Source organism: Streptomyces sp. NPDC059169 (assembly GCF_042755225.1).
In the GTDB taxonomy this organism is placed as follows: domain Bacteria; phylum Actinomycetota; class Actinomycetes; order Streptomycetales; family Streptomycetaceae; genus Streptomyces.
Genome location: NZ_JBHZCF010000032.1, coordinates 1 through 21,387, shown reverse-complemented (window position 1 = coordinate 21,387; position 21,387 = coordinate 1). Strand labels below are relative to the sequence as shown.

Below are 21,387 nucleotides of genomic sequence, written 5' to 3'. Positions count from 1 at the left end.
GCCGCCGGCCCCCGACAGGGCCCGCGTCTTCACAGCAAGGAGACAGCACATGAGCGGTCAGCGCGTGGGCATGGTCGGCATCGGATACGCCGGGCTCCCCCTCGCCGTGGAGCTGGCCCGCGTGGGCAACCACGTGACCGGCTTCGACATCGACCGGGAGCGGGTCGACCTGGTCAACTCGGGGCGGTCCCCGGTGGACACCGTCACCGACGACGACATCCGAGCACTCGGGGGCCGGCTGGACGCCTCCACGGACGCCGCCGTCCTCGCCGACTGCGAGGTGATCGTTGTCTGTGCGCCGACCCCGGTGCGCGGGGACCGCCCGGACCTCGCGCCGCTGCTCGCCGCCGTCGCGTCCGTACGGGACAACTTGCGGCGCGGCCAGCTGGTCGTCGTCGAGTCCACCACCCACCCGGGTACCACCGACAGCCTGGTGCTGCCGGTCCTGGAGGAGACGGGGCTCACGGCGGGCAGCGACTTCAACCTCGCCTACTCGCCCGAGCGGATCGATCCGGGCAACACCCGTTACGGCATCACCACCACGCCCCGGGTGGTCGGCGGCCTCACCGAGGCCTGCGCCGACCGCGCGGTGGCGCTGTACCGGCAGGTGACCGAGGTCCACCGCACCCGCGGCATGCGGGAGGCCGAGGCCGCGAAGATCCTGGAGAACACGTACCGACAGGTCAACATCGCCCTGGTCAACGAGTTCGCCCAGTTGTGCCACAGCATGGGGATCGACGTCTGGGACACCATCGAGGCGGCCGCGACCAAGCCGTACGGATTCACGTCGTTCCGTCCGGGTCCCGGTGTCGGCGGTCACTGCATCCCGGCCGACCCGCTGTACCTGGTGCACCACGTCGCGACCATGGGACTGCCGTTCCACATGGCCGAGACGGCGCACCGCGTCAACGAGGGCATGCCGCTGTGGGTGGCCGACCGGATCGTCAAGGAACTGGAGTCGGCGGGAACGCCCGCCGACACCGCCACGGTGCTCCTGCTCGGCGTCACGTACAAGGCGGACACGGCCGACACCCGGCACACCCCGGCGGCGCCCATCGCCCAGGCGCTCGTCGAGCGTGGTGTACGGGTCGTGTGCCACGACCCGTACACCGACGGGCTGAGCTGGCCGGAGGGTCGCATCGAGTCGGTTCCCGACCTGGACCAGGCCCTCGGCGAAGCCGACATGACCGTGCTGCTCCAGCGTCACCGGGAGTACGACACGGCCCACCTCAACCGCGCCGCCCGCAGGCTGTTCGACACCAGTGGGGCCGCCAAGGACGTCGCCGGAGTCGTGCTGTAACCGTGCGCCCACCCACCCCGGTGGAGGGCGGGGCGGAGAGCGATTCTCCGCCCCGATCTCCACCGTCGGGTGGGTTTGTCGTACCCGGTCTGTCTCTACTGTGGGGCATCCGTCGAAAGGAGTGCCAACATGCAACTCGCCCTGGACCTCGACACGGTCATGACGGTCATGCTGGTCCGCTTCGCACTGGTGGTCGCGGGTGTGTCCGTGCTGCTGGTCATCGGATTCGCCATCGTGATCGCCCTCAAGCGGAAGGGCCGACTCGGCGACGTGCAGAAGCACGTCGGACCCGCTGCCCGGGCTCTCAGCCAGAGCCGCATCCTGAACACCGACCGCTACGGCCGGCGCCCCGGACTGCGGCGCAGCGCGCTGATCTCGGTCCTCGACTTCATCGGCCGGCAAGGAGACCGCAAGTGATCACCCAGCAGCTGACCGCCCTGGCGTTGGGCGAGGGCGAGGAGAAGGACGAGATCCTCCACCACCTCATCCGCGACCACCTGTGGAAGCTCGGTATCGTGATCGTCGCCGCGGTGGTCGTGCTGACCGCCATGGTCGTCATCTACAAGAAGGTCGGCGTCAAGTAGCGTACGCCGACGCCTCCCTGGCGATGCGGCCCGGCAGCGGGCCGCGGCCCACCCCCTCCCGGAGCTGTGCGCATGACCTCGACGCCCGACGGCGGCCACTTCATCGACCGACTCGCCCCGGGCTGGCTGGTCGTCCAGTTCCTCGGTACCGGCATGCTCGTGGTGGCGTTGGTGACCGCCAAGGAGGACAGCCTGTGGATCTGGGGTGTCTACGCCCTCGGCGTCATCACCTGGATCCTCTTCGTCGCCCTCCACTCGTGGCATCCGCGCACCGCCGCCACCATGCTCGCGTTCAGCGCCCTGCTGCCGGCGGTCGTGGTGGGCGCGGCGGACGACTCGACCGCCGTGATCCTGCTCTGTGTGGCCCTGGGCCGGTTCACCTCGCTCACCTCCCCTTCGGGGCAGGTGATCGCCGGAGTGACCGTGTCGTGCCTCGTCCTCACGTGGATCAGTTGCACCGCCGCCGACCGTCCGCTCAGCGATGTACTCGGCTACCCGCTGCTGGTCCTGGTCCTCACCCTCATCGGCCTGAACCGCCGTCAGTCGCAGCTCCGCGCCGAGCAGGCCGAGCAGCTCCTCGACCAGTCCCGGCTCGTCCAGCGGGAGCAGGCCCGTGCCGCGGCGCTCGCCGAACGCACCCGCATCGCCCGGGAGATGCACGATGTGCTCGCCCACTCCCTCGGGGCCCTGTCCGTCCAGCTGAAGGTGGCCACGGCGCTCATCGAGAAGGGCGACACGGAGGTGGCCCTCGCGAGGGTGCGCCGCGCCAACCGCCTCGCCGACGAGGGCCTCACGGAGGCCCGCAACGCGGTGGCCGCCCTGCGGGACGACGTCCCGTCCCTCCCCGAGGCCTTCGAACGTCTGGTGGCGGACCACCGCCAGAACCACCCCGGTGAGGTCACCCTGCGCCTCACGGGGGAGCAGCGCCGCCTCGAACCGGCAGCCGCGGTCACCCTGTTGCAGGCCACCCGCGAGGCCCTGACGAACGCGGCCAAGCACGCCCCGGGGGAGCGCGTGGAGATCTCGGTGGACTTCGGCCCCGACAGCGTCGACCTCAGGGTGGAGAACACCACTGGCTGCGCCGGCCCGCCGACCGTCGACCACGTCCCCGGCTACGGCCTGACGGGCATGCGGGAACGCCTCGCCCTCGTCGACGGCATGCTCACCGCGGCCAGGGAGGACGACGGCAGGCTCTGGGTGGTGACGGCCCAGGTGCCCGCCTAGGAACGTCAGAACTGGATCTTCCCGATGAGCCCGGCCAGCGACGAGGTCCCGCTCAGCAGCCACGGCCCGATGTTGGCCGTCTGCCCGAGGAAGAGCCCCATCAGCACACACAGAACGGCATGGCCGAGCTTGAGCCCGCCGCCACGCCAGACGAAGAAGATGATCACTCCGAGTAACAGCAGAACCACGACGGAGACGGCCACGGAGAATCTCCTCCTGGGACGAGGTAGACATGCTTGCACCGAAACGCTACTGAGCGTGCGCGCTTCATCACCTGGTCCCGGGGGTGGAGAGGCAGGTGGAACTGCCAGGTGGAGCCTCCACCGCGGGCGACCGGAGCGCGTCAAGGGGCCGGCTCGTACAGCTCGGGCCGGCGGTCCTGAAGGTAGGTGGTGCGCGACCGGGCGGCCAGGACTCGCGCCGGGTCGATGTCGGCGAACAGCAGCTCCTCCCCGTCGCCCGCCGCGGCCAGCACCGCCCCGTCCGGTCCCACGACCCTGGTGAGCCCGCAGAAGCCGAGACCGTCCCGGTCACCGGACCAGTTGGTGTACACCAGGAAGAGCCCGTTCTCGAAGGCCCGCGCCGGTACGACGACCCGGGCCACGAAGTCCCACGGCCGCATCAGGGCCGTGGGCACCACGAGCAGGTCCGTGCCGGCCAGGGCGTGCGCCCGGACGGCCTCGGGGAACTCCACGTCGTAGCAGATGAGCAGCCCGACGGTGAAGCCCCCGAACCGGGCCTGGACGACCCCGTCGGAGCCCGGCGCGAACAGCGCCCGTTCCTGCGGCCCGTACAGATGGCTCTTGCGGTAGGCGAGCAGCCGCCCGGTGGGCGAGGTGACCGCCGCCGTGTTGTGCACGACCGGCCCCGCCGCCTCCGGCCAACCGTGCACGATCGCCACCCCGCTCTCCCGGGCGATCCGCGCGACCGCCGCGCTGTGCCGGCCGGTCGCCGGTTCACGGGCCTCGGCGAGGGCGGCCGCGCTCAACGGATAGCCGCCCACCGACATCTCGGGGGTGACGAGCAGCGCCGCCCCGCCGTCCGCCGCCCTGCGGGCGACGGACTCCAGCGCCTCCAGGAAGGCGGGCACACCCCCCGGGGCGCAGGTCGCCTGCCAGCACGCGATCCTCATGCGTTCCTCGTTCGCTCAGGCCGGAGTGGGTCGGCTCTGCCCCGCGCTGTCGCGCTGCCGCGGCAGCAGGCCGCCGGCGCGCTGCTTCTCCGCCAGCTCCCGCAGCAGCAGCTTGTCCGGCTTGCCGTTGCGGTTGAGCGGGAAGCGGTCCATCGCGACGACCGCGTTGGGGTGCTCGAACTCCGGCAGCGCCCCGCGCAGCACCTCGCGCCAGTGCGGCACACCGCGGTCCTCCTCGTCCTCGACGAAGAACACCAGGTGCGAGCCGCGCGACCCGTCGTCCAGGGCGACGATCCGGGTCGAACAGCCGGCCGCGGCCGCCTTCCGCTCGATCAGCTCGGGATGGAGGGTGTAGCCGTTGCGGTGGACGGCGTACTTGCGGCCGAGCACGAACACGTTGTCCTGTTCGTCGAGATGGCCGAGGTCGCCGGTGCGGGTCCAGCCTCCGGGCACCGGCACCAGCTCGCCCTCCTCGCCGAGGTAGCCCTCGAGACCGTCGGGGGTGTGCACCTCGATCTCGCCGGGCCGCCCGGCCGGCACGGGCAGCCCCTCCTCGTCGACGACCCGCAGCCCGATGCCCTCCATGGCCCGGCCGCAGGCGACCGGGTTGTCGAGGGTCGCGAAGGCGACGTTGCCCAGTTCCGTGCTGCCGTAGCTGTCGAGCAGGGGGAGCTCGAACTCCTCGACGTACCGGTCGACCAGCGGCTGGTCCAAGGGCGCCGCGCCGACGCAGAACATGCGCACCCGGTCGAGGTGTTCCCGCAGCCCCGGGTTGCGGGTCACGATGTTGAGCATGCTGCGGTAGCTGGCGGGCGTCGCGTCGAACACGGTGCCGCCGGACTGGCCGGCCATCACCAGCGAGCGGTCGAGCCGCCGGTACGGGGCGATCACCAGCGAGCACCGCACCAGCCAGGCGATCAGCACCATCGAGAGGCCGTACTGGTGGGAGAACGGCAGCAGCGGCACCAGCACGTCGTCGGCGACATGGCCGACCTGGTCGGCGTTGCGCCGCAGGTTCCTCAGGAACTTCCCGCCCGACTTGACGATGCCCTTCGGGCTCCCGGTGGAGCCCGAGGTCCACATGATCAGCGAGTCGGGCATCTCGCACCAGGTGTCGAAGGACAGCCGGCTGTCGAGCCGGGTACGGCCTGCGGCCGATACCAGCAGCTCGTACAGGGTGATCGGGTCCAGGCCGTCGGCGACGGGGGCGTCGTTGTCGACGAGGACCAGCTTGGCGCCGGTGCGCCGCGCGATCCGCAGCGTCTCCTCGGGACGCTCCTGCTGATCGACGAGGATGATCGACGCCGCGGCGTGCATCAGGCCGAGCAGGGTGGCGACGTACGCGGCCGAGTTCCCTGCCTTGAGGATGACGCGCTGCCCGGGGGTGACGCCGCGCTCCGCGAGTGCGTCGGCGACACGGAGAGCGCCGTCCTCGAATTCCTCCAGGGTCTGCACGGAGTCGGATGCGAATATCTTCGCTGTCATTTCTGCACGCTCCTTCCGCGTCCGCACACGAGGACGCCGCCGGCGTAGAGGGATCCCGCTGTTGAACCCTGCCCTTCGTGCGAGGGCCGGTGGAACCCCTAACGGGGCCCCTAGTCGCCCCTCATCGCCGAGAGCGGGAGCGCGGGGTTGGGCAGCGAGAGAAGCTGGTCGTGAATGAGGTTGACCAGGCTCGAGTCGTCGTACGGGAATTGCCGCGAACCCGGGAACAGCTCCAGGTCGAACGGTCCGCTCGTGCATTCCCGCCAGGCCGCGGCCGTCGCGTGCCCGCTGGGCGAGGCGTCGCCGGTGAGCGCGACGATGCGGCAGCTCGGTTTGCGCCACTCGCGGCGCTCGGCCTCCGAAGGGGCCGCCCGGTCTGCCACGAACAGCGTCGACGGGGTCACGCCGAAGCGGTGCTCCAGGCGCTGGGCCACCAGGAGCGCCAGATAGGCGCCGCCGCGGTGGCCGATGAGGGCGAGCGGTAGATCGGTCCAGTCGAGCAGCTCCCGCAGGCACTGGTCGGCCAGATCCACGACGTCCCTGATGTGCGCAGGGGTGCCGTCCGGGAGATGCCCCATGTACTGGAACGACAGGACTTCCACTCCCGGCAGCAACTGCCCGGAAAGCCGCTGGTAGCGGGATGGGTATTCCGTGAAATGCGGGAAGCAGGCCAATCGGTACGTGCCCGGTTCAGTGGCACAGTAAGTCCGGATGACACAGACGCCATCGTTCCGGTCGGCGTACAAAAGGAACCTCCGCTGGCTGGACATGGGCAGCACGACATTGGCAGCCGCCCGACGGTCAGCCGGCCACTTCTCATTAAGGCGTGAGCCGTATTCCTGACGGAAGGGATCTCCGCAGGATTAAGGGATCGAATAAGGGGTGGCCGGGTGGGTTGGAACGCCTGCGCAGGGGTTCCTCCCGGTGGCGCACGGCCGTACGCGGTACGCCCCCTGTCAGGGAGCGGCCGGCAGGGTGATCGCCGCGACCGCGACGCCCCGCCCCGCCCCGCAAGCGGCCGTCGAAGCGGGTCGCCGGACGCCCGACGGGCGTCCGCCCGCGGCGCCGCAGACGCGCCGTGAACACACCCCGTGCGTCGTGATCGGCGCCGGCCTGCGCGAGCGAGGTGATCCGGGCGTCGATCGTCGCGTCCGGGAGGTCCGGCTCCTCCCGCGTCAGCGGGAACCACGCCCTGTCGACGCACTCCTTGGCGCTGAACAGCAGCCGTGACCAGTTCACCGGACCACCGGTCGGGGTCGCGGCCACCCAGCCCGCCTCGTACGGCGTCGCGATCGACTCCGGGACGCCCGTGGGCAGCGGCAGGTCGGGCTCCGCGTCGATGCCCACCGTATGCACGGCGGCCGCCGGCGCGACGGCTGCCGCGCGGTAGCCGTCGCAGCGCGTCATGCTGCCTACCACGCCCCGGGCCAACGGGCGATCTGCGCACCCCGGCAGCACGGGGACCGGCGGCAGCCCGAGCCCGGCGAGCGCCGTTCGGGCACAGGCCCGGACGGCGCTGAACTCCTTGCGGCGGACCGGCGCCGCGTGCTGAACCAGCCGGAACGCCTCGGCGCACAGGGTGCCTTCGCCGCCCTCGTCGACGGTGTCGACGGCGACCACCGGCGCCGGTACGAGCGCGCCGATCACGAGTGCTCCCCGGCGGCCGGGTAGGGAAGTATCTGCCGGAGCGACACCTCGGGGTGGCCGCGCCGGCGCCACTCCCGCGGCTGGCCGATGGACACCTCCTCGAAGCACACCCCGTCGTGCCGGGTCGTGCGCGGGATGTGCAGATGCCCGTGGACGACGGCGGTGGCCCGGAACCGGACGTGCCAGTCCGCGGTCAGCTCGGTGCCGCACCACTGAGCGGCCTGCGGATGGCGCAGCATCCTCGTGGGCTACCCGCACCAGCGGGAAGTGGTTCACGAGGAGCAGCGGCACGTCCGGGTCGCGGGCCTCCAGCCGCTCCAGGGCGGCGGCCACCCGGGCCCGGGCACCAGCCCGGGCGCCGGTCCAGGCGCCGTCCCGGAAGCCGGTACGGCGCCCGTCGGATGACGCTCCATCAGCTGGCCACCGGGCTGAGCTCGGCGAGCGCGGTGGGCAGGTCCCGCCGGCGCTTCACGCTCAGCTTGCGGTAGATCCGGGTCAGATGCTGTTCGACCGTACTCACCGTGATGTACAGCTTCGCCGAGATCTCACGGTTCGTCAGACCCTGGGCCGCAAGCACCGCCACCCGGTTCTCGGCCTCCGACAGCAAGGCGTCGTTCACCTGGGACACCTCCGCCTCCGGTCCCGCCTCGACAGGGGCCGCCTCCGGGCTCTGCGGGGCCAGCCTGCGGCAGACCGGTTCCGCGGAGCAGGACTTCGCCAGATGCCAGGCCCGGCGCGTGAGCATCCTGGCCCGGCCGAAGTCACCCATCGCGTGGTGGACGCGGCCGAGCTCGCCCAGCGCGAGGGCCAGCTGCAGCTGGCCCTCACCGCCTTCGAGGAGCTCGACGGACTCGTGCAGCACGGCCGTACGCGCGGCCGGGTCCCGCGTCGCCATGCCCAACACGCACAGCGTCATGCCGCGCAGCCGACGCTGCCGGTCCGGGATCAGCTTCAGCTGCTCCTCCGCGAGCGCCGCCGCCTGCTGGTGCTGCCCGAGCGCCAGATACGCCTCGGCCGCGTTGGTCCGCCACGGCACGAGTGCGGGCGCGTCCGCCCCCCACCGCTCCACCAGCTCGCCACAGGCCAGGAAGTCGCCGAGGGCGGCGTGGTGACGGTTGGTCGCCAGGAAGAAGCGGCCCCGGGCCTGGCGGTAGTGCAGTCCCGGGAGCGTGTCCAGCATCTCGTCGGGCACCGGCCGGCTGAGCATGTCCAGCGCCTCGTCGAAGCGGCCCATCCCGGTCAGCGCCTCGACCCGGATCGCCACCGGGAAGCCCACGCCCAGGCCCCAGCTGCGCATCGACATGCCCCGCAGGCCCGTGATCGCCAAGTGGTCGGCGCTGCTCAGCCGCGAGCGGCGCAGCTCCACCTCGCCGCGTACGGAGATCAGCAGCGCCTGCCAGGAGGGGGCGTGGGTGCCGGAGCACTCGGTGAGCAGCCGCCGGCTCCAGTCGTCGGCCAGGTCGAGCCGCTCCGCGTAGATCAGCGCCCACAGGGCGAAGACGAGCGGCTGCACCGTGGTGTCGTCGAGCTGGTAGCGCTGGAGGACGAACAGGGCCTTGTCGGTGGCGCCGTTGGTGAGGGAGTCGGCGACCGCGCCGGCGGCGTGGAAGTAGGGGTCGTCCGCGAGGGCGGTGTCCTCGGCGGTGCCGGCCGCGTCGGCGGCGAGCCGCTCGCGCAGCCGGGGGCTCAGCATGGCGAGCCAGGAGCGGGCGCCGGTGAGCCGGTCGGTGTGGGTGGGGCCCCACGGCTGGGCCTCGCGCAGCCGCTCGGCGAGCTCGGCGGCCTGTTCCACCTGCCCGGCCCAGGCGAGCTGGGACAGCGAAGCCACGGCCTCCACGGGCGACAGCAGGCCGCCCGCCATGCCACTGGTCAGCTGCGCGAAGTGCTTCTCCGCGGCGGTGGGCAGGATCCGCCACAGCACACTGGTGAGCCGCAGCCGGATCGTGGCCCGCGACCGCTCGTCGACCGCGGCCTCCAGGGCCGCCTCCAGACAGCGCCGGGCCTGGGACGTGTCCCCGGCGACCAGGGCGTGTTCGGAGGCCTCGCGCAGCACGGTCACCGTCCACGGCTCGTAGCGGGCGGGGCCGCGCAGCAGATGGCGGGCCACCTCGGTCGCCGGGGCGCCCTCCTGGTGGAGCAGGGTCGCGGCCTGCCCGTGGAGGTCGGCGAGGACCGATGAAGGGGTGGAGTCGTAGATCGTGCCGCGGGCCTCGGGGTCGCGCAGTCGGCCGTCCTGGACCACACCGCACAGGTCCAGCGTGTACATCGCCATCTGGATGTTGCGGGCGCTGGTGTCGAGGACGCGGGCGAGCAGTGCGGGCGTGGCTCGGTCGCCGAGCACGGCGATGGCACGGGCGAGCCCGAGGCTCTCGCTGCCGCAGCGGTGCAGACAGTCGAGCAGGGCCTCGTCGTAGGTCTCGGCCCGGACGAGTCTGAGGGGGGTGCCCTCGGCCTCGGCGGTGGCCTGGTAGTCCGTCAGCAGCGCCCGTACGAGGAGCGGGTTGCCGCCGGTGGCCTGGTGCAGGTCGCCGCTGAGCCGGGCGGCGGCGGTCGAGCTGAGCCGGTCGGTCAGCATTTCCTGCATCCCGGTCCGGGAGAGCATCCTCAGCCGGATGCGCCGGTAGTGGGGCTGTTGGGCGAGCTCGGAGCGGTAGCGGGCCAGGCTGTCGCCGCGCCGGCTGGCGTCCGTGAACACCATGAGCACCCGCTGGTGGTGGATGCGCCGGGCCATGTGCAGCAGGAACCGCAGCGAGGCCGGGTCGCTGTGGTGGACGTCGTCGACGGCGATGACCAGGGCCCGGTCCTCGACCGACTGGAGCAGGGTGGTGGCCAGCTGGGAGATCGCCTCCGTCGGCGATCCGGTGAGGCTTGGTGCGGCGGTACGGGCCCCGAGCAGGCGCTCCGCCTCGGTGCGGGCCGCGACGGACAGCGGCGCGTCGGTCAGCATGCGGCGCAGGACCCCGAACGACAGGTCGTCGTCGCCCTGGCCGGCCGTCACGTCGAGGAGCAGCGCTCCCTCGTCCGCGGTCTCGTTGGCGAACTGGTTGAGCAGAGCGGTCTTCCCGCTGCCCACGGCTCCGGTTATCAGCGCGATGCGGCCGGACGCCCCTTGGGTCCGGGCGAACATCTCTCTGAGTTCTGACAGCTCTTCATCACGATCGGTCAGCTTTGCAGACAGCAACTTACTTACTCCCCCGATAGGTACTAGCGCGAGCCACAGGTCGTGCAGGCTCACGCCAACCAGTTAGTTTAAGTCGCAAAGGTTGAAATCAGACCATCCCCTCCCTGTCTCGGACCTTCCCGGCTTTGATCTTCGCTCAACCGAATCGGTTCCCGCGTTCGGTCCCCGCCGTGAAGGAGCAGGCTCGGAAGTGTGCTCAGGAAGAGAGAATCTGGCTTGAAATCAACTTGACAATCTCGCCCTGATTCTGGGCAGGGAAGAAGTGGCCACCAGTGAAGACCCTCAGATCGAAGTGTCCCGTGGTGTGGCCCCGCCACGCCTCCGCGTCGGCGATCGACACACGCGGGTCCGCGTCCCCCGTCAGGGCCGTGACCGGTGCCGCGGTGACCGCCCCCGGCTCGGCGCGGAACCGCTCGATGGCCCGGTAGTCGCCACGCAGCGCGGGCAGCGCCATCCGCAGCAGCTCCTCGTCGGCGAGCACCGCCGCGTCCGTGCCCTGCAGGGCCAGCATCTCCCGCACGATGCCGTCGTCGCCGCGCAGGTGGATCGTTTCGTCTCGGTGGATGGAGGGGGCCCTGCGCCCGGAGACGAAGACGTGCAGGGGCGTGAAGCCGTACTTCCGCTCCAGGACCCGGGACACCTCGAAGGCCAGGGTCGCCCCCATGCTGTGGCCGAAGAGGGCCATCGGCCGGTCCAGACACGGCTCCAGTTCGGCGGCGATGGCCAGGGCGAGCGTGCCGATGTCCTCGATGCACGGCTCCCGACGCCGGTCCTGCCGTCCCGGGTACTGGACCGCCATGACGTCGAGGCGTCCGGAGAACGCCTGCGACATGGGGTGATAGAAGGAGGCGGAGCCGCCGGCGTGCGGCAGGCAGGTCAACCGGATGCTGCTGTCCGGGGCCGGGTGGAACCGTCGAATCCAGGCGCTGCCGGATGCTGGTGCGGTCACAGTGACGGCGAGTCCTTCCGGTGTGAAGGTGTGAAGAACTTGGCAGAATTTTTGTGCGAATCAATCTTGCTGAATGCTAACGAGCCAGATCTAGCGCACGGTACCCCTATTCATGTCACGCAAGGTTTGAAGCGTGATTGGCCTGCACAGGGTTGACGCTCTGTCAGGGACCTACGGCTTCCGGAAAGGCGAACGGCCCTGCTTGAGCCTTCCTTGAGGATCGCGTGAGGGGGGCTAGGGGTTCCCTCCGTGGGTACTGCCCGATCTCCGTGTCGGGTTCCTCGTGGTTTCCGCCGGAACAGGCGCACCGCAATCCGGCCACCCTCGCCCCACCCCGCCCCCGCCCCGGAGCCGTCCACTGACCAACGGGAGCCCTTCACCATGGTCACAACCAGCACACACATCGGACTCACTCATCTAGACGGGCATGTCATCGATGCCGCGGACGCGGTCCGGCCGACTGCGGTCAGCCAACCGTGGCGCGGACCGGGTCGCCGAGGATGCCGTCGGTGTACGTCACGTACCGAGCGGTGAAGTCCCCTTTGCCGGTGACGGTGCCCGAAGCCTTCTCGCCGGGCGCGAGTCTGACCGTGTCGATTTGGTTCTTGTCGACGGCGAGGGAGGCCGTGTGCTTGGTTCCGGCGGTGTCGGTGAGGGAGAAGTACAGCGGGTTGACGCTGATCTCCTTGTCGCCGTTGTTGCTGACCGTCACCAGAACGCTGGTGTAGTCGCCGCCGTCGTGCAGGACGCCTGGGGTGAAGTCCGTCTTCCTCGCGACGAGATCGACCGGTGCATCCCCCTCCTTCGGCTGCTCGCTCCTCGGGGCGTTCTGTGTCGGGGCGGATGATGCGGCCTTCCCGGAGCCGCTGTCCGGGGAGTTCTGGCCCACGGTGGGTCCACAGGCGGGCAGAGCCAGCGCCGTGAGGACGGCAAGGAGGGCGGGTCCTGTCTTCTTCACTGAGATGGTTCTCCATTCGGCGCCGCGTCGGGAGGGAGCCCCGTGGGCGGTTGACCTTGGATCGGCAGGATGAAGGAACGTCGGATCCTTCTGGCGAGCGCTGCCACGGCAGCGCGCGGGAAGATTGATCGTTTGCCTTCCGTGGTACTAGCTTCCGAGGGGGCCTACGCCTCTGACCAGTGGAGAAAGCGACACAGTGCGCTAAAATCCCGTCTTATGAGGGGGAAGCGGCATGTCGTGGCGGTGGCAGTGACAGACGGCGCCCCCACCTTCGAACTCGCCGTTCCCTGCGAGGTCTTCGGCACCGACCGCAGCGACATCGTTGCCCCTTGGTACGAGCTGCGCCTCTGCGCAGCCGAGCCGGGACCGATCCGCACCAGCGCCGGCCTTCGCCTGGACACGTGCTACAGCCTGGACGACCTCGTGAACGCGGATACCGTCGTGGTCGCCGCCTCCTCGCGCCGGGTGCAGACCACCCCGCCGCAGCCGCTGGTCGACGCGGTGCGCACCGCCCACGAAAGAGGCCGGCGAATCGTTGCCCTGTGCAATGGAAGCTATGTCCTTGCAGCAGCCGGACTGCTGGACGGGCGGCGAGCCACCACACACTGGATGAACGGGCTTGACCTCGCGGACCGCTTCCCCAGCATCGGGTACGACCCGACCGTGCTCTACGTCGGAGACGACACCGTGTTCACCTCGGCCGGTACCGGAGCCTCGATCGATCTGTGTCTGCACCTGGTGCGCCACGACCACGGCTCGGCGGTCGCCAACGAGGTGGCCCGGCGCATGGTCGTCCCGCCTCACCGGGAAGGCGGGCAGGCCCAGCACTCCAGGCCGCTCACCCCGCTGCCTGAGGACAGCGGTCTCGGAACCGTACTGGAGTGGGCTCGGGAACGCCTGCACGAGCCGCTGACCGTCGCACTGCTCGCCCGCGAGGCACATGTGAGCGAGCGCACCCTCGCCCGCCGCTTCCGCGAGACACTGGGCGTCACCCCGCTGCGGTGGATTCTCCAAGAGCGGATACGGCTCGCCCAGGAGCTGCTGGAGACCACGGACGAGCCCGTCGAATCGATCGCCCGACGTACCGGATTCGGTACCCCGGCCAACCTTCGGCACCACTTCGGACGGCTCACCTCCACCTCTCCCCGGGCATACCGCAATCGCTTCCGGAGCCGAAGCCCGGGTCACGCCCCCTGCGACAGCGCACCCGAACCGGGGGGTCTGTAAGGATCTCGGTGCAACTGGGTTGGTTGGCTTGGTCAGATTCGGTTGTGGGTGAGGCGTCCGTCGAAGGCGGTGTCGAAGGCCTGGAGGGCTCGTTTCCACCTGGTCGTCCATCGCCTGCGGCCCGTGCCGGACGGGTCGAGGGACATCACCGCGAGGTAGACGCATTTCAGGGCGGCGTTCTCGGAGGGGAAGCATCCTCGGGCCCGGACGGCTCGGTGAGGAGCTGGCCCGGCAGGTGCCGACCTGGCACGGCGACCTGCGGCTGATCGACTCCATGCCACTGCCGTGCGCCGCCTCCCGCGAGACCGTCAAACGTGGGTTTCGCGGGGAAGGACTTCGAGGCTTTCCTCACCGAGCGGCTCGGCGTTCATCTGGTACGGCCCGACCGCAGGGACGAGCCGGTCCGACACGGGAAGATCGCCCGGGTCCGTCAGCGGATCGAGGCGGTCATCGACACCCTCAAAGGCCAGCTCAGCGTGGAACAACACGGCGTCAGAACCCCCTCCGGAGTCTTCGCCCGCACCGGACAACGACTCCTCGCCCTCGCCGCCGGCATATGGACAACTGGACCACCAACACCGAGATCAAACGATCCCTGATCGCCTACGACCACTGAACCCATTGGACTCACTCATCTAGGGGACGTTAGGGGTGGGGGCCGCCACTCCCGTGCGCGTAGGGTCGGCCCTCGCGGACCCGACGACCCGCCGTGGTCGGATTCCAGCCCCGCCGGCACATGAACGAGATCCGGCCATTCCTCGCGAGGCGACATCGCCACGCCGGCTGGCCGTCCGGCTCGGCGAAGCGAGAAGGAGAGCCATGTCCCCCGCAACCGCCCTCGTCTTCCCCGGCATGGGCCCGTCGAACTTCTCCGAAGTCGGCAGGTTCATGGTCCTCGACCCCTATGCGCGGCGCCGGCTCGCGGAAGCCGACAAAGCCCTCGGATATCGCCTCCTCGACCGGTTCTATGCTTCCGACAGCGACTATTCCGAGTACACCCAACTCGCCTTCCTCGTCAATTCGATGGCTCTCGCAGATCGCGCTGTCGAAGATCTGGGAACGCGCCCCGAGGTGTGTGTCGGACCCAGCTTCGGGCAGAAGGCCGCCGCCGTGTACGCGGAGACCATGAGCTTCGCTGACGCGATACGGATAACGGCCGAAACCGCCCGCTGCGAAGCCGAGTACTTCACCGCTGAACACACCGACACCGTCACCCAGTCAGTCGCCCGCACACCCCGGGAACCGCTCGAGGAACTCGTCTCCCGACTGCGCGAACAGGACGACATCTGCGAGATATCCGGCTACCTGGACAGCAATTTCTTCCTCGTCACCCTGCGCGAATCCACCCTCGACGAGTTCGCCGACGCCGTCCGCACCCTGGGCGGTCACCCCATGTACACGATGCGGCCCGCCGTCCACGCCCGGGCCTTCGCCCCACTCCGCGCCAAGGCCGCCCACGAGGTCTTCGACCGCTACCGCGTCGACGCGCCCGCCATCCCCGTCGTGGCAGACCAGGACGGCCGGATCGTCACCACCGCAGACGACATGCGCACCATGCTCCTCGACACCTTCGACCGCCCCGTCGACTGGGTCGCGGCCGTCGAAGGACTCCACGGACTCGGTGTGGAACACGTCGTCGTCACCGGCCCCGACAACCTCTTCCGCCGGCTTCCGTGCACCACGAGCCGATTCCGGGTCACCGCGTTCGACCCGAAGAGCACCGTCCGCGCCATGACCGCCCCCGTAATCCGCTGAAACCTCCCCCACGGCTGGCGAATTCACCGTCAGTCAGGGGGTTTTAGGGGTGCGAACGAGCCCAGTCGGCTGCGTAGCCTCACCAGTGGATCGGCGTCCGCTGAGAAGCACGGCAGAACTCTGGAGTGGTCAAGAATGCTGGATGAGTCCCGCGAATTCGGTGCGCAGACGGATTACGCCCGCCAGGGAGACACCGAGACCCATCGGCCCTCCATTCGCGACGCACTTGCCCAAGCCTCCGCGTACGAACGCAAGCGCATACTCGTCACCCTCGTCCGCGAGCAGGTGGCGGACATCCTGGAACACCCTGCCGAGGAAATCACCCCCGACCGCTCCTTCTTGGACCTGGGATTCGGCTCGCTCGCGGCCGTCGAACTCGTCCGCCGCATCGGCGACGCCACCGAGCTGCGCCTGCCGCTCGTCCTCGTCTACGACCACCCCACCCCCCGGGCCCTCGCCGAGCAGCTGATCGCCGAACTCGCCGGCGACGGCGTCCCCGCCGACGACACCGACGAGACTGCCCCCGCCCCCGCCCCCGCCGGCGACCACACCGACGACCCCGTCGTCATCGTCGGCATGGGCTGCCGCTACCCCGGCGGAGTCACCTCACCCGCCCACCTGTGGGACCTCGTCGCCGACGGCGGGGACGCCGTCACCGGCTTCCCCGACAACCGGGGCTGGGACCTCGACGGCCTCTACCACCCCGACCCCGACCACCCCGGCACCAGCTACACCCGCCACGGCGGCTTCCTCCACGACGCCGACTGCTTCGACCCCCAGTTCTTCGGAATCACCCCTCGCGAAGCCCTCGCCACCGACCCCCAGCAGCGCCTCCTCCTGGAGACCGGCTGGGAAGCGCTCGAACACGCCGGCATCGACCCCGCCATGCTGCGCGGCAGCCGCACCGGCGTGTTCGTGGGCGCCGAGACCCAGGAGTACGGACCCCGCCTCGGCGACGCCGAAGCCGGTCTCGAGGGCTACCTCCTCACCGGCAACGCCGCCAGCGTCGCCTCCGGCCGACTCGCCTACACCTTCGGCCTCGAAGGCCCCACCCTCACCGTCGACACCGCCTGCTCCGGCTCCCTCGTCGCCCTCCACCTCGCCGTCCGGGCGCTGCGCTCCCGCGAGTGCACCCTCGCCCTCGCCGGCGGCGTCGCCGTCATGTCCTCACCCGGCGGCTTCCTCGCCTTCAGCCGGGCCCGCGGACTCGCCCCCGACGGCCGCTGCAAGCCCTTCTCCGCCCACGCCGACGGCACCGGCTGGTCCGAAGGCGTCGGCGTCCTCGTCCTCGAACGGCTCTCCGACGCCCGCCGCAACGGCCACCGCGTACTCGCCGTCGTCCGCGGCACCGCCGTCAACTCCGACGGAGCCTCCAACGGCCTCACCGCGCCCAGCGGCTCCGCACAGCGCCGCGTCATCCGCGACGCGCTCGGCGACGCCGCCCTCACCAGCGCCGACGTGGACGCCGTCGAAGCCCACGGCACCGGCACCGTCCTCGGCGACCCCATCGAGGCCCGCGCCCTCATCGAGACCTACGGCCAGGACCGCGACGAGGAGCGGCCCCTCTGGCTCGGCTCCATCAAGTCCAACCTCGGCCACACCCAGGCCGCCGCAGGCGTCGCCGGCGTCATCAAGATGGTCCAGGCCCTGCGCCACGGCACCCTCCCGGCGACCCTGCACGCCGCCGAACCCACCCCCCACGTCGACTGGACCGCCGGCCACGTCCGGCTCCTCGACGACAACCGCCCCTGGACACCGCACGGCGACACCCCCCGCCGCGCCGGCGTCTCCTCCTTCGGCATGAGCGGCACCAACGCCCACGCCATCATCGAAGAAGCCCCCGCCGCCACCCCCGAGCCCACCGACACCCCGACCGGCCCCCCGCCCGCTGCCGACGGAACCCCCCTCCCCCACGCCCTCTCCGCCGCCACCGCCGACGCCCTGCGCGACCAAGCCCGACGCCTCGCGGGCCGGCTCACCGCCGTCGACTCCGACACCTCCGCCGCATCTGACGCCGACATCGCGTACTCCCTCGCCACCACCCGCGGCCGGCTGGCCCACCGCGCCGTCGTCGTCGCCGACGACCGGACCGACCTCCTCGAGGCCCTCGACGCACTCGCCGAGGGCACCGAACGCCCCGGCACCGTCACCGGCACCCGCACCGAAGGCGGCACCGCCGTCCTCTTCACCGGCCAGGGCAGCCAACGCCCTGGCATGGGCCGCGAACTCCACCATGCCTTCCCCGTGTTCGCCGTAGCCCTCGACGAGGCCTGCGCCGCCCTCGACGCCCACCTCGACCACCCGCTCAAGCAGCTCATGTTCGCCGACGAGGGCACCCCCGAAGCCGCCCTCCTCGACGAGACCCGCTACACCCAGCCCGCTCTCTTCGCCCTCGAAGTCGCCCTCTACCGGCTCGCCGAATCCTGGGGACTGCGCCCCGACTACGTCACCGGCCACTCCATCGGTGAACTGACCGCCGCCCACGTGTCCGGAGTGCTGAACCTCCCCGACGCCGCACTCCTCGTCGCCGCACGCGGCCGCCTCATGCAGGAACTCCCCGCGGGCGGAGCCATGGTGGCCGTCGAGGCCACCGAGGACGAGATGCTGCCCTCACTCTCCGGACGGGAGCACGAGATCGGCATCGCCGCCCTCAACGGCCCTGACTCCCTCGTCCTCTCCGGCACCGAGGAAGCCGTCACCGAGACCGCCGCAGCCTGGAAGGAGCGCGGCCGCCGCACCCATCGGCTCACCGTCAGCCACGCCTTCCACTCGCCGCTGATGGAACCCATGCTCGACGAGTTCCGGTGGATCGCCCGCATCGTCGACTACCGGCCACCCACCATCCCCGTCGTCTCCAACCTGACCGGCACCACCGCCACCGACGAGCTCTGCACCCCCGACTACTGGGTACGCCACGTCCGGCACGCCGTACGCTTCGCCGACGCCGTCCGCCACCTGCGCGCCCAGGACGTCACCCACTTCCTGGAACTCGGCCCCGACAGCGTCCTCACCGCCATGGCGCGCCAGACCGCCGGCGACGACACCCCCGCCCACTTCACCGCCGCCCTGCGCAGCCAACGCCCCGAGGCACGCACCTTCACCACCGCACTGGCCGAACTCCACACCCACGGCGCCACCGTCGACTGGGCCGCGGCCCTCACCGGCCGCGGCGGCCGGCGCACCGACCTGCCCACCTACGCCTTCCAGCACCAGCGTTACTGGCTCGACACCGCCCCCGCCGGCACCAACGCCGAAAGCCTCGGCCAGCGAGCCACCGGCCACCCCTTCCTCGGCGCGGCCGTCACCCTCCCCGACACCGACGGCGTCGTCCTCACCGGACGTATCTCCCTCCGTACGCACCCCTGGCTCGCCGACCACGCCGTGACCGGCACCGTCCTCCTCCCCGGCACCGCGTTCGTCGAGATGGCCGTCCGCGCAGGAGACGAAGCCGGCTGCGAACTCCTCGACGAGCTCACCCTCGCCACCCCGCTCGCCGTACCCGAACGAGGCGGCGTCACCCTGCGCGCCACCGTCGCCGCACCCGCCGCCGACGGCTCCCGCGAACTCAGCATCCACTCCCACCCCGAGGACGCCCCCGACGACGAGTGGACCCTGCACGCCACCGGCCTGCTCACCCACGGCGCACCAGCCGGCACCACCACCCCCGCCGCCTGGCCGCCCGCCGACGCCGAACCCCTCGACCTCACCGGCTTCTACGAGCGCCTCGAAGCCGACGGGTACGGCTACGGCCCCGCCTTCCAGGGGCTGCGTGCCGCCTGGCGACACGGCCAGGACGTGTACGCCGAGGTCGCACTCCCCGACCTGGCCGCCGACAGCGCCGCGGACTTCGGCCTGCACCCCGCGCTCCTCGACGCCGCCCTGCACACCACCAGCCTCCTCACCCCCGACAACGGCCACGGTGTGCACCTGCCGTTCTCCTGGAGCGGTGTCCGGCTCACCCTCGGCGGCGCGTCCGACTGCCGCGTCATCGCCACCGCGACCACCCCGGACACCCCGGACACCGTACGGCTCACCCTCGTGGACGCCACCGGAGCCACCGTCGCCACCGTCGATGCCCTCACCCTGCGCCCCGCCACCGCCGCACAGCTCGCCCCCGCGCACGCCGGCCACGACGCCCTCCACCGCGTCGAATGGACCGCCCTCACCGCGCGGCTACCGGAGCCCACACCCGCCGTCTGGGCCGTCGTCGGCGCCGACGCAACCACCATCACCGCGGCCCTGGCCGACACCCCGATCACCGCCACCGCCCACCACGACCTCGACTCCGCCGCCGCCGGCGCTCCTGACACCGTCGTCCTCGACCTCGCCCAGGACACCGGCGACGATCTCGCCGCCGCCGTCCACCAGCGCGTCGCCCGCACCCTCGACCTGCTCCAGGAATGGCTCGCCGACCCCCGCTTCGACGCCGCCAAGCTCGTCGTCCTCACCCGCCAGGCCGTCGCCACCACACCCGCCCCCGTGGACCTGCCCGGCGCGTCACTCTGGGGACTTGTCCGCTCCGCCCAGGCGGAGAACCCCGACCGCATCCGCCTCATCGACCTCGACGAGCCTGCCGCCGCGGCCGGCCTCCCCGCCGTCCTCGGCCTCGACGAACCGGAACTCGCCCTCCGCGACGGCATCCCCCATGCCCGTCGCCTCGGCCGCGTCCCCGTCCCCGCCGAGCAGACCGAGCACGCCGACGACCCCGACGGAACCTGGCTCGTCACCGGCGGCACCGGCGCCCTCGGCGCCCTCGTCGCCCGCCACCTGGTCACCCGTCACGGCGCCCGCAGACTGCTCCTCACCAGCCGCCGCGGCATCGACGCCCAGGGCGCCCCCGAGCTCCGCGACGAACTGACCGCCCTCGGCGCGACCGTGACCGTCGCCGCCTGCGACGCCGTCGACCGCGACGCACTGCGCACCGTCCTCGGCGCCCTCCCGGCCGCCCACCCGCTCACCGGCGTCGTGCACACCGCCGGCGTCCTGGACGACGCCCTCATCGGATCCCTCAACCCTGAGCGCCTCGCCCGCGTCCTGCGCCCCAAGGTCGACGCCGCCGTCAACCTGCACGAACTCACCCGCGATCAGAACCTGACCGCGTTCATCCTCTTCTCCTCCGACGCGGGCGTCATCAACGCGCCCGGACAGGGTAACTACGCCGCCGCCAACACCTTCCTCGACGCCTTCGCCCAGCACAGGCACGCACAGGGCCTTCCTGCCCTGTCCCTCACCTGGGGCCTGTGGGAAGAGCGCAGCGGCATGACCTCCCACCTCACCGAAGCGGACATCGAACGGATGAAGCGGGCCGGTTCCCTGCCGCTGCCCACCGAACTCGGCCTCGAACTCCTCGACCTGGCACGGCACACTGGCCTGCCCGTCGTCGCCCCAGTCCGCCTCGACCTCGCGGCCGTACGCGGTTCCGGCGACGTACCGGCGGTGCTACGCGGCCTCGTCCGCACCACCACAGCCCGGCGAGGCACCGCCGACACCGGCACCGCCCGCACCTTCGCCGACCAGCTCGCCGCCCTTTCCCCCGAGGAGCGCCACAAGACCGCGCTCGACCTCGTACGACACACCGTCACCCTCGTCCTCGGCACCGCCGGAAGCGCCGGCATCGACGACCAGCAGGCGTTCAAGGAGCTCGGCTTCGACTCGCTGTCCGCCGTCGAGCTCCGCAACCGGCTCACCGCCACCACCGGCGTACGACTCCCCGCCACCCTGATCTTCGACTACCCCACACCGCACGCCCTCGCCCGCGAGCTCGCCACCACCCTCGTGAACGACGACACGCCACGGCTCCCGGCCCGCCCGGCCGACGGGACGGCCGACAGCGGTACCGGCGCCGACGACGACCCGATTGCGATCGTCGGCATGGCTTGTCGCTATCCGGGTGGTGTGTCCTCGCCGGAGGACCTGTGGCGGATGGTGGTGGAGGGCGCGGATGG

Annotated in this window: 16 protein-coding genes and 2 pseudogenes; 8 read left to right on the top strand and 10 right to left on the bottom strand. The window is 71.2% G+C overall.

The window, feature by feature from the left end; genetic code table 11:
- The first annotated feature begins 49 nt into the window (after window positions 1-49).
- The 4 genes from ACFXOM_RS35050 to ACFXOM_RS35035 all read left to right on the top strand — a co-directional run bounded on the left by ACFXOM_RS35050 (window position 50) and on the right by ACFXOM_RS35035 (window position 3,108).
- Window positions 50-1,300, top strand: coding sequence for a nucleotide sugar dehydrogenase (locus ACFXOM_RS35050; RefSeq protein WP_384942425.1), 1,251 nt, complete (start codon window positions 50-52; stop codon window positions 1,298-1,300).
- Window positions 1,301-1,429: 129 nt separating this feature from the next.
- Window positions 1,430-1,717 (top strand): hypothetical protein, encoded by a 288-nt coding sequence (locus ACFXOM_RS35045; RefSeq protein WP_384942427.1) that lies wholly within the window; start codon window positions 1,430-1,432, stop codon window positions 1,715-1,717.
- The gene (locus tag ACFXOM_RS35040) at window positions 1,714-1,884 is read left to right on the top strand and encodes a hypothetical protein (RefSeq protein WP_384942428.1); all 171 of its coding nucleotides are present in this window, start codon (window positions 1,714-1,716) and stop codon (window positions 1,882-1,884) included. Before ACFXOM_RS35045 ends, ACFXOM_RS35040 begins: the two co-directional genes overlap by 4 nt.
- 72 nt (window positions 1,885-1,956) lie before the next feature.
- The gene (locus ACFXOM_RS35035; RefSeq protein WP_384942430.1) at window positions 1,957-3,108 is read left to right on the top strand and encodes a sensor histidine kinase; all 1,152 of its coding nucleotides are present in this window, start codon (window positions 1,957-1,959) and stop codon (window positions 3,106-3,108) included.
- A 5-nt stretch (window positions 3,109-3,113) separates the two neighbouring features.
- Here ACFXOM_RS35035 and ACFXOM_RS35030 read toward each other — a convergent pair whose 3' ends face one another.
- The 9 genes and pseudogenes from ACFXOM_RS35030 to ACFXOM_RS34990 all read right to left on the bottom strand — a co-directional run bounded on the left by ACFXOM_RS35030 (window position 3,114) and on the right by ACFXOM_RS34990 (window position 12,460).
- A complete protein-coding gene (locus ACFXOM_RS35030; RefSeq protein ID WP_384942432.1) occupies window positions 3,114-3,311 on the bottom strand; it encodes a hypothetical protein in 198 nt (65 codons plus the stop codon).
- 140 nt (window positions 3,312-3,451) lie between these two features.
- On the bottom strand, window positions 3,452-4,240 hold the full coding sequence (locus tag ACFXOM_RS35025) for a carbon-nitrogen hydrolase family protein (RefSeq protein ID WP_385041524.1): 789 nt from the start codon (window positions 4,238-4,240) through the stop codon (window positions 3,452-3,454).
- A 15-nt stretch (window positions 4,241-4,255) separates the two neighbouring features.
- Complete coding sequence (locus ACFXOM_RS35020; RefSeq protein ID WP_384948731.1) at window positions 4,256-5,725, bottom strand: class I adenylate-forming enzyme family protein; 1,470 nt, start codon at window positions 5,723-5,725, stop codon at window positions 4,256-4,258.
- Between the two features lie 110 nt (window positions 5,726-5,835).
- The gene (locus tag ACFXOM_RS35015) at window positions 5,836-6,495 is read right to left on the bottom strand and encodes a thioesterase II family protein (RefSeq protein WP_384942438.1); all 660 of its coding nucleotides are present in this window, start codon (window positions 6,493-6,495) and stop codon (window positions 5,836-5,838) included.
- 49 nt (window positions 6,496-6,544) lie between these two features.
- Window positions 6,545-7,372, bottom strand: a complete 828-nt coding sequence (locus ACFXOM_RS35010; RefSeq protein WP_385041521.1) for a 4'-phosphopantetheinyl transferase — start codon at window positions 7,370-7,372, stop codon at window positions 6,545-6,547.
- Window positions 7,369-7,723 (bottom strand): annotated as a pseudogene (locus ACFXOM_RS35005) (metallophosphoesterase); the annotation flags it as partial. The gene ACFXOM_RS35010 and the pseudogene ACFXOM_RS35005, both read right to left, overlap by 4 nt.
- A 61-nt stretch (window positions 7,724-7,784) precedes the next feature.
- Window positions 7,785-10,553 carry an AAA family ATPase gene (locus ACFXOM_RS35000; protein WP_384942442.1) on the bottom strand — a complete coding sequence of 923 codons (2,769 nt, stop codon included), beginning with the start codon at window positions 10,551-10,553 and terminating at the stop codon, window positions 7,785-7,787.
- A gap of 196 nt (window positions 10,554-10,749) precedes the next feature.
- The gene (locus ACFXOM_RS34995; RefSeq protein ID WP_384942444.1) at window positions 10,750-11,502 is read right to left on the bottom strand and encodes a thioesterase II family protein; all 753 of its coding nucleotides are present in this window, start codon (window positions 11,500-11,502) and stop codon (window positions 10,750-10,752) included.
- A 466-nt stretch (window positions 11,503-11,968) separates the two neighbouring features.
- The gene (locus ACFXOM_RS34990) at window positions 11,969-12,460 is read right to left on the bottom strand and encodes a DUF4352 domain-containing protein (protein ID WP_384942446.1); all 492 of its coding nucleotides are present in this window, start codon (window positions 12,458-12,460) and stop codon (window positions 11,969-11,971) included.
- A 216-nt stretch (window positions 12,461-12,676) separates the two neighbouring features.
- Between ACFXOM_RS34990 and ACFXOM_RS34985 the strand changes: the two genes are divergently transcribed.
- The gene (locus tag ACFXOM_RS34985; RefSeq protein ID WP_385041518.1) at window positions 12,677-13,687 is read left to right on the top strand and encodes a GlxA family transcriptional regulator; all 1,011 of its coding nucleotides are present in this window, start codon (window positions 12,677-12,679) and stop codon (window positions 13,685-13,687) included.
- Between the two features lie 32 nt (window positions 13,688-13,719).
- Here ACFXOM_RS34985 and ACFXOM_RS34980 read toward each other — a convergent pair.
- Window positions 13,720-13,902, bottom strand: a pseudogene (locus ACFXOM_RS34980) (IS256 family transposase); the annotation flags it as partial.
- Between the two features lie 99 nt (window positions 13,903-14,001).
- On the opposite strand from ACFXOM_RS34980, the gene ACFXOM_RS34975 reads away from it, so the two are divergent.
- The 3 genes from ACFXOM_RS34975 to ACFXOM_RS34965 all read left to right on the top strand — a co-directional run.
- On the top strand, window positions 14,002-14,286 hold the full coding sequence (locus ACFXOM_RS34975; RefSeq protein WP_384948725.1) for a hypothetical protein: 285 nt from the start codon (window positions 14,002-14,004) through the stop codon (window positions 14,284-14,286).
- 220 nt (window positions 14,287-14,506) lie between these two features.
- Window positions 14,507-15,442, top strand: a complete 936-nt coding sequence (locus ACFXOM_RS34970) for an ACP S-malonyltransferase (protein WP_384948723.1) — start codon at window positions 14,507-14,509, stop codon at window positions 15,440-15,442.
- Between the two features lie 135 nt (window positions 15,443-15,577).
- The coding region (locus ACFXOM_RS34965; RefSeq protein WP_385041516.1) for an SDR family NAD(P)-dependent oxidoreductase at window positions 15,578-21,387 on the top strand (5,810 nt) is incomplete at its 3' end.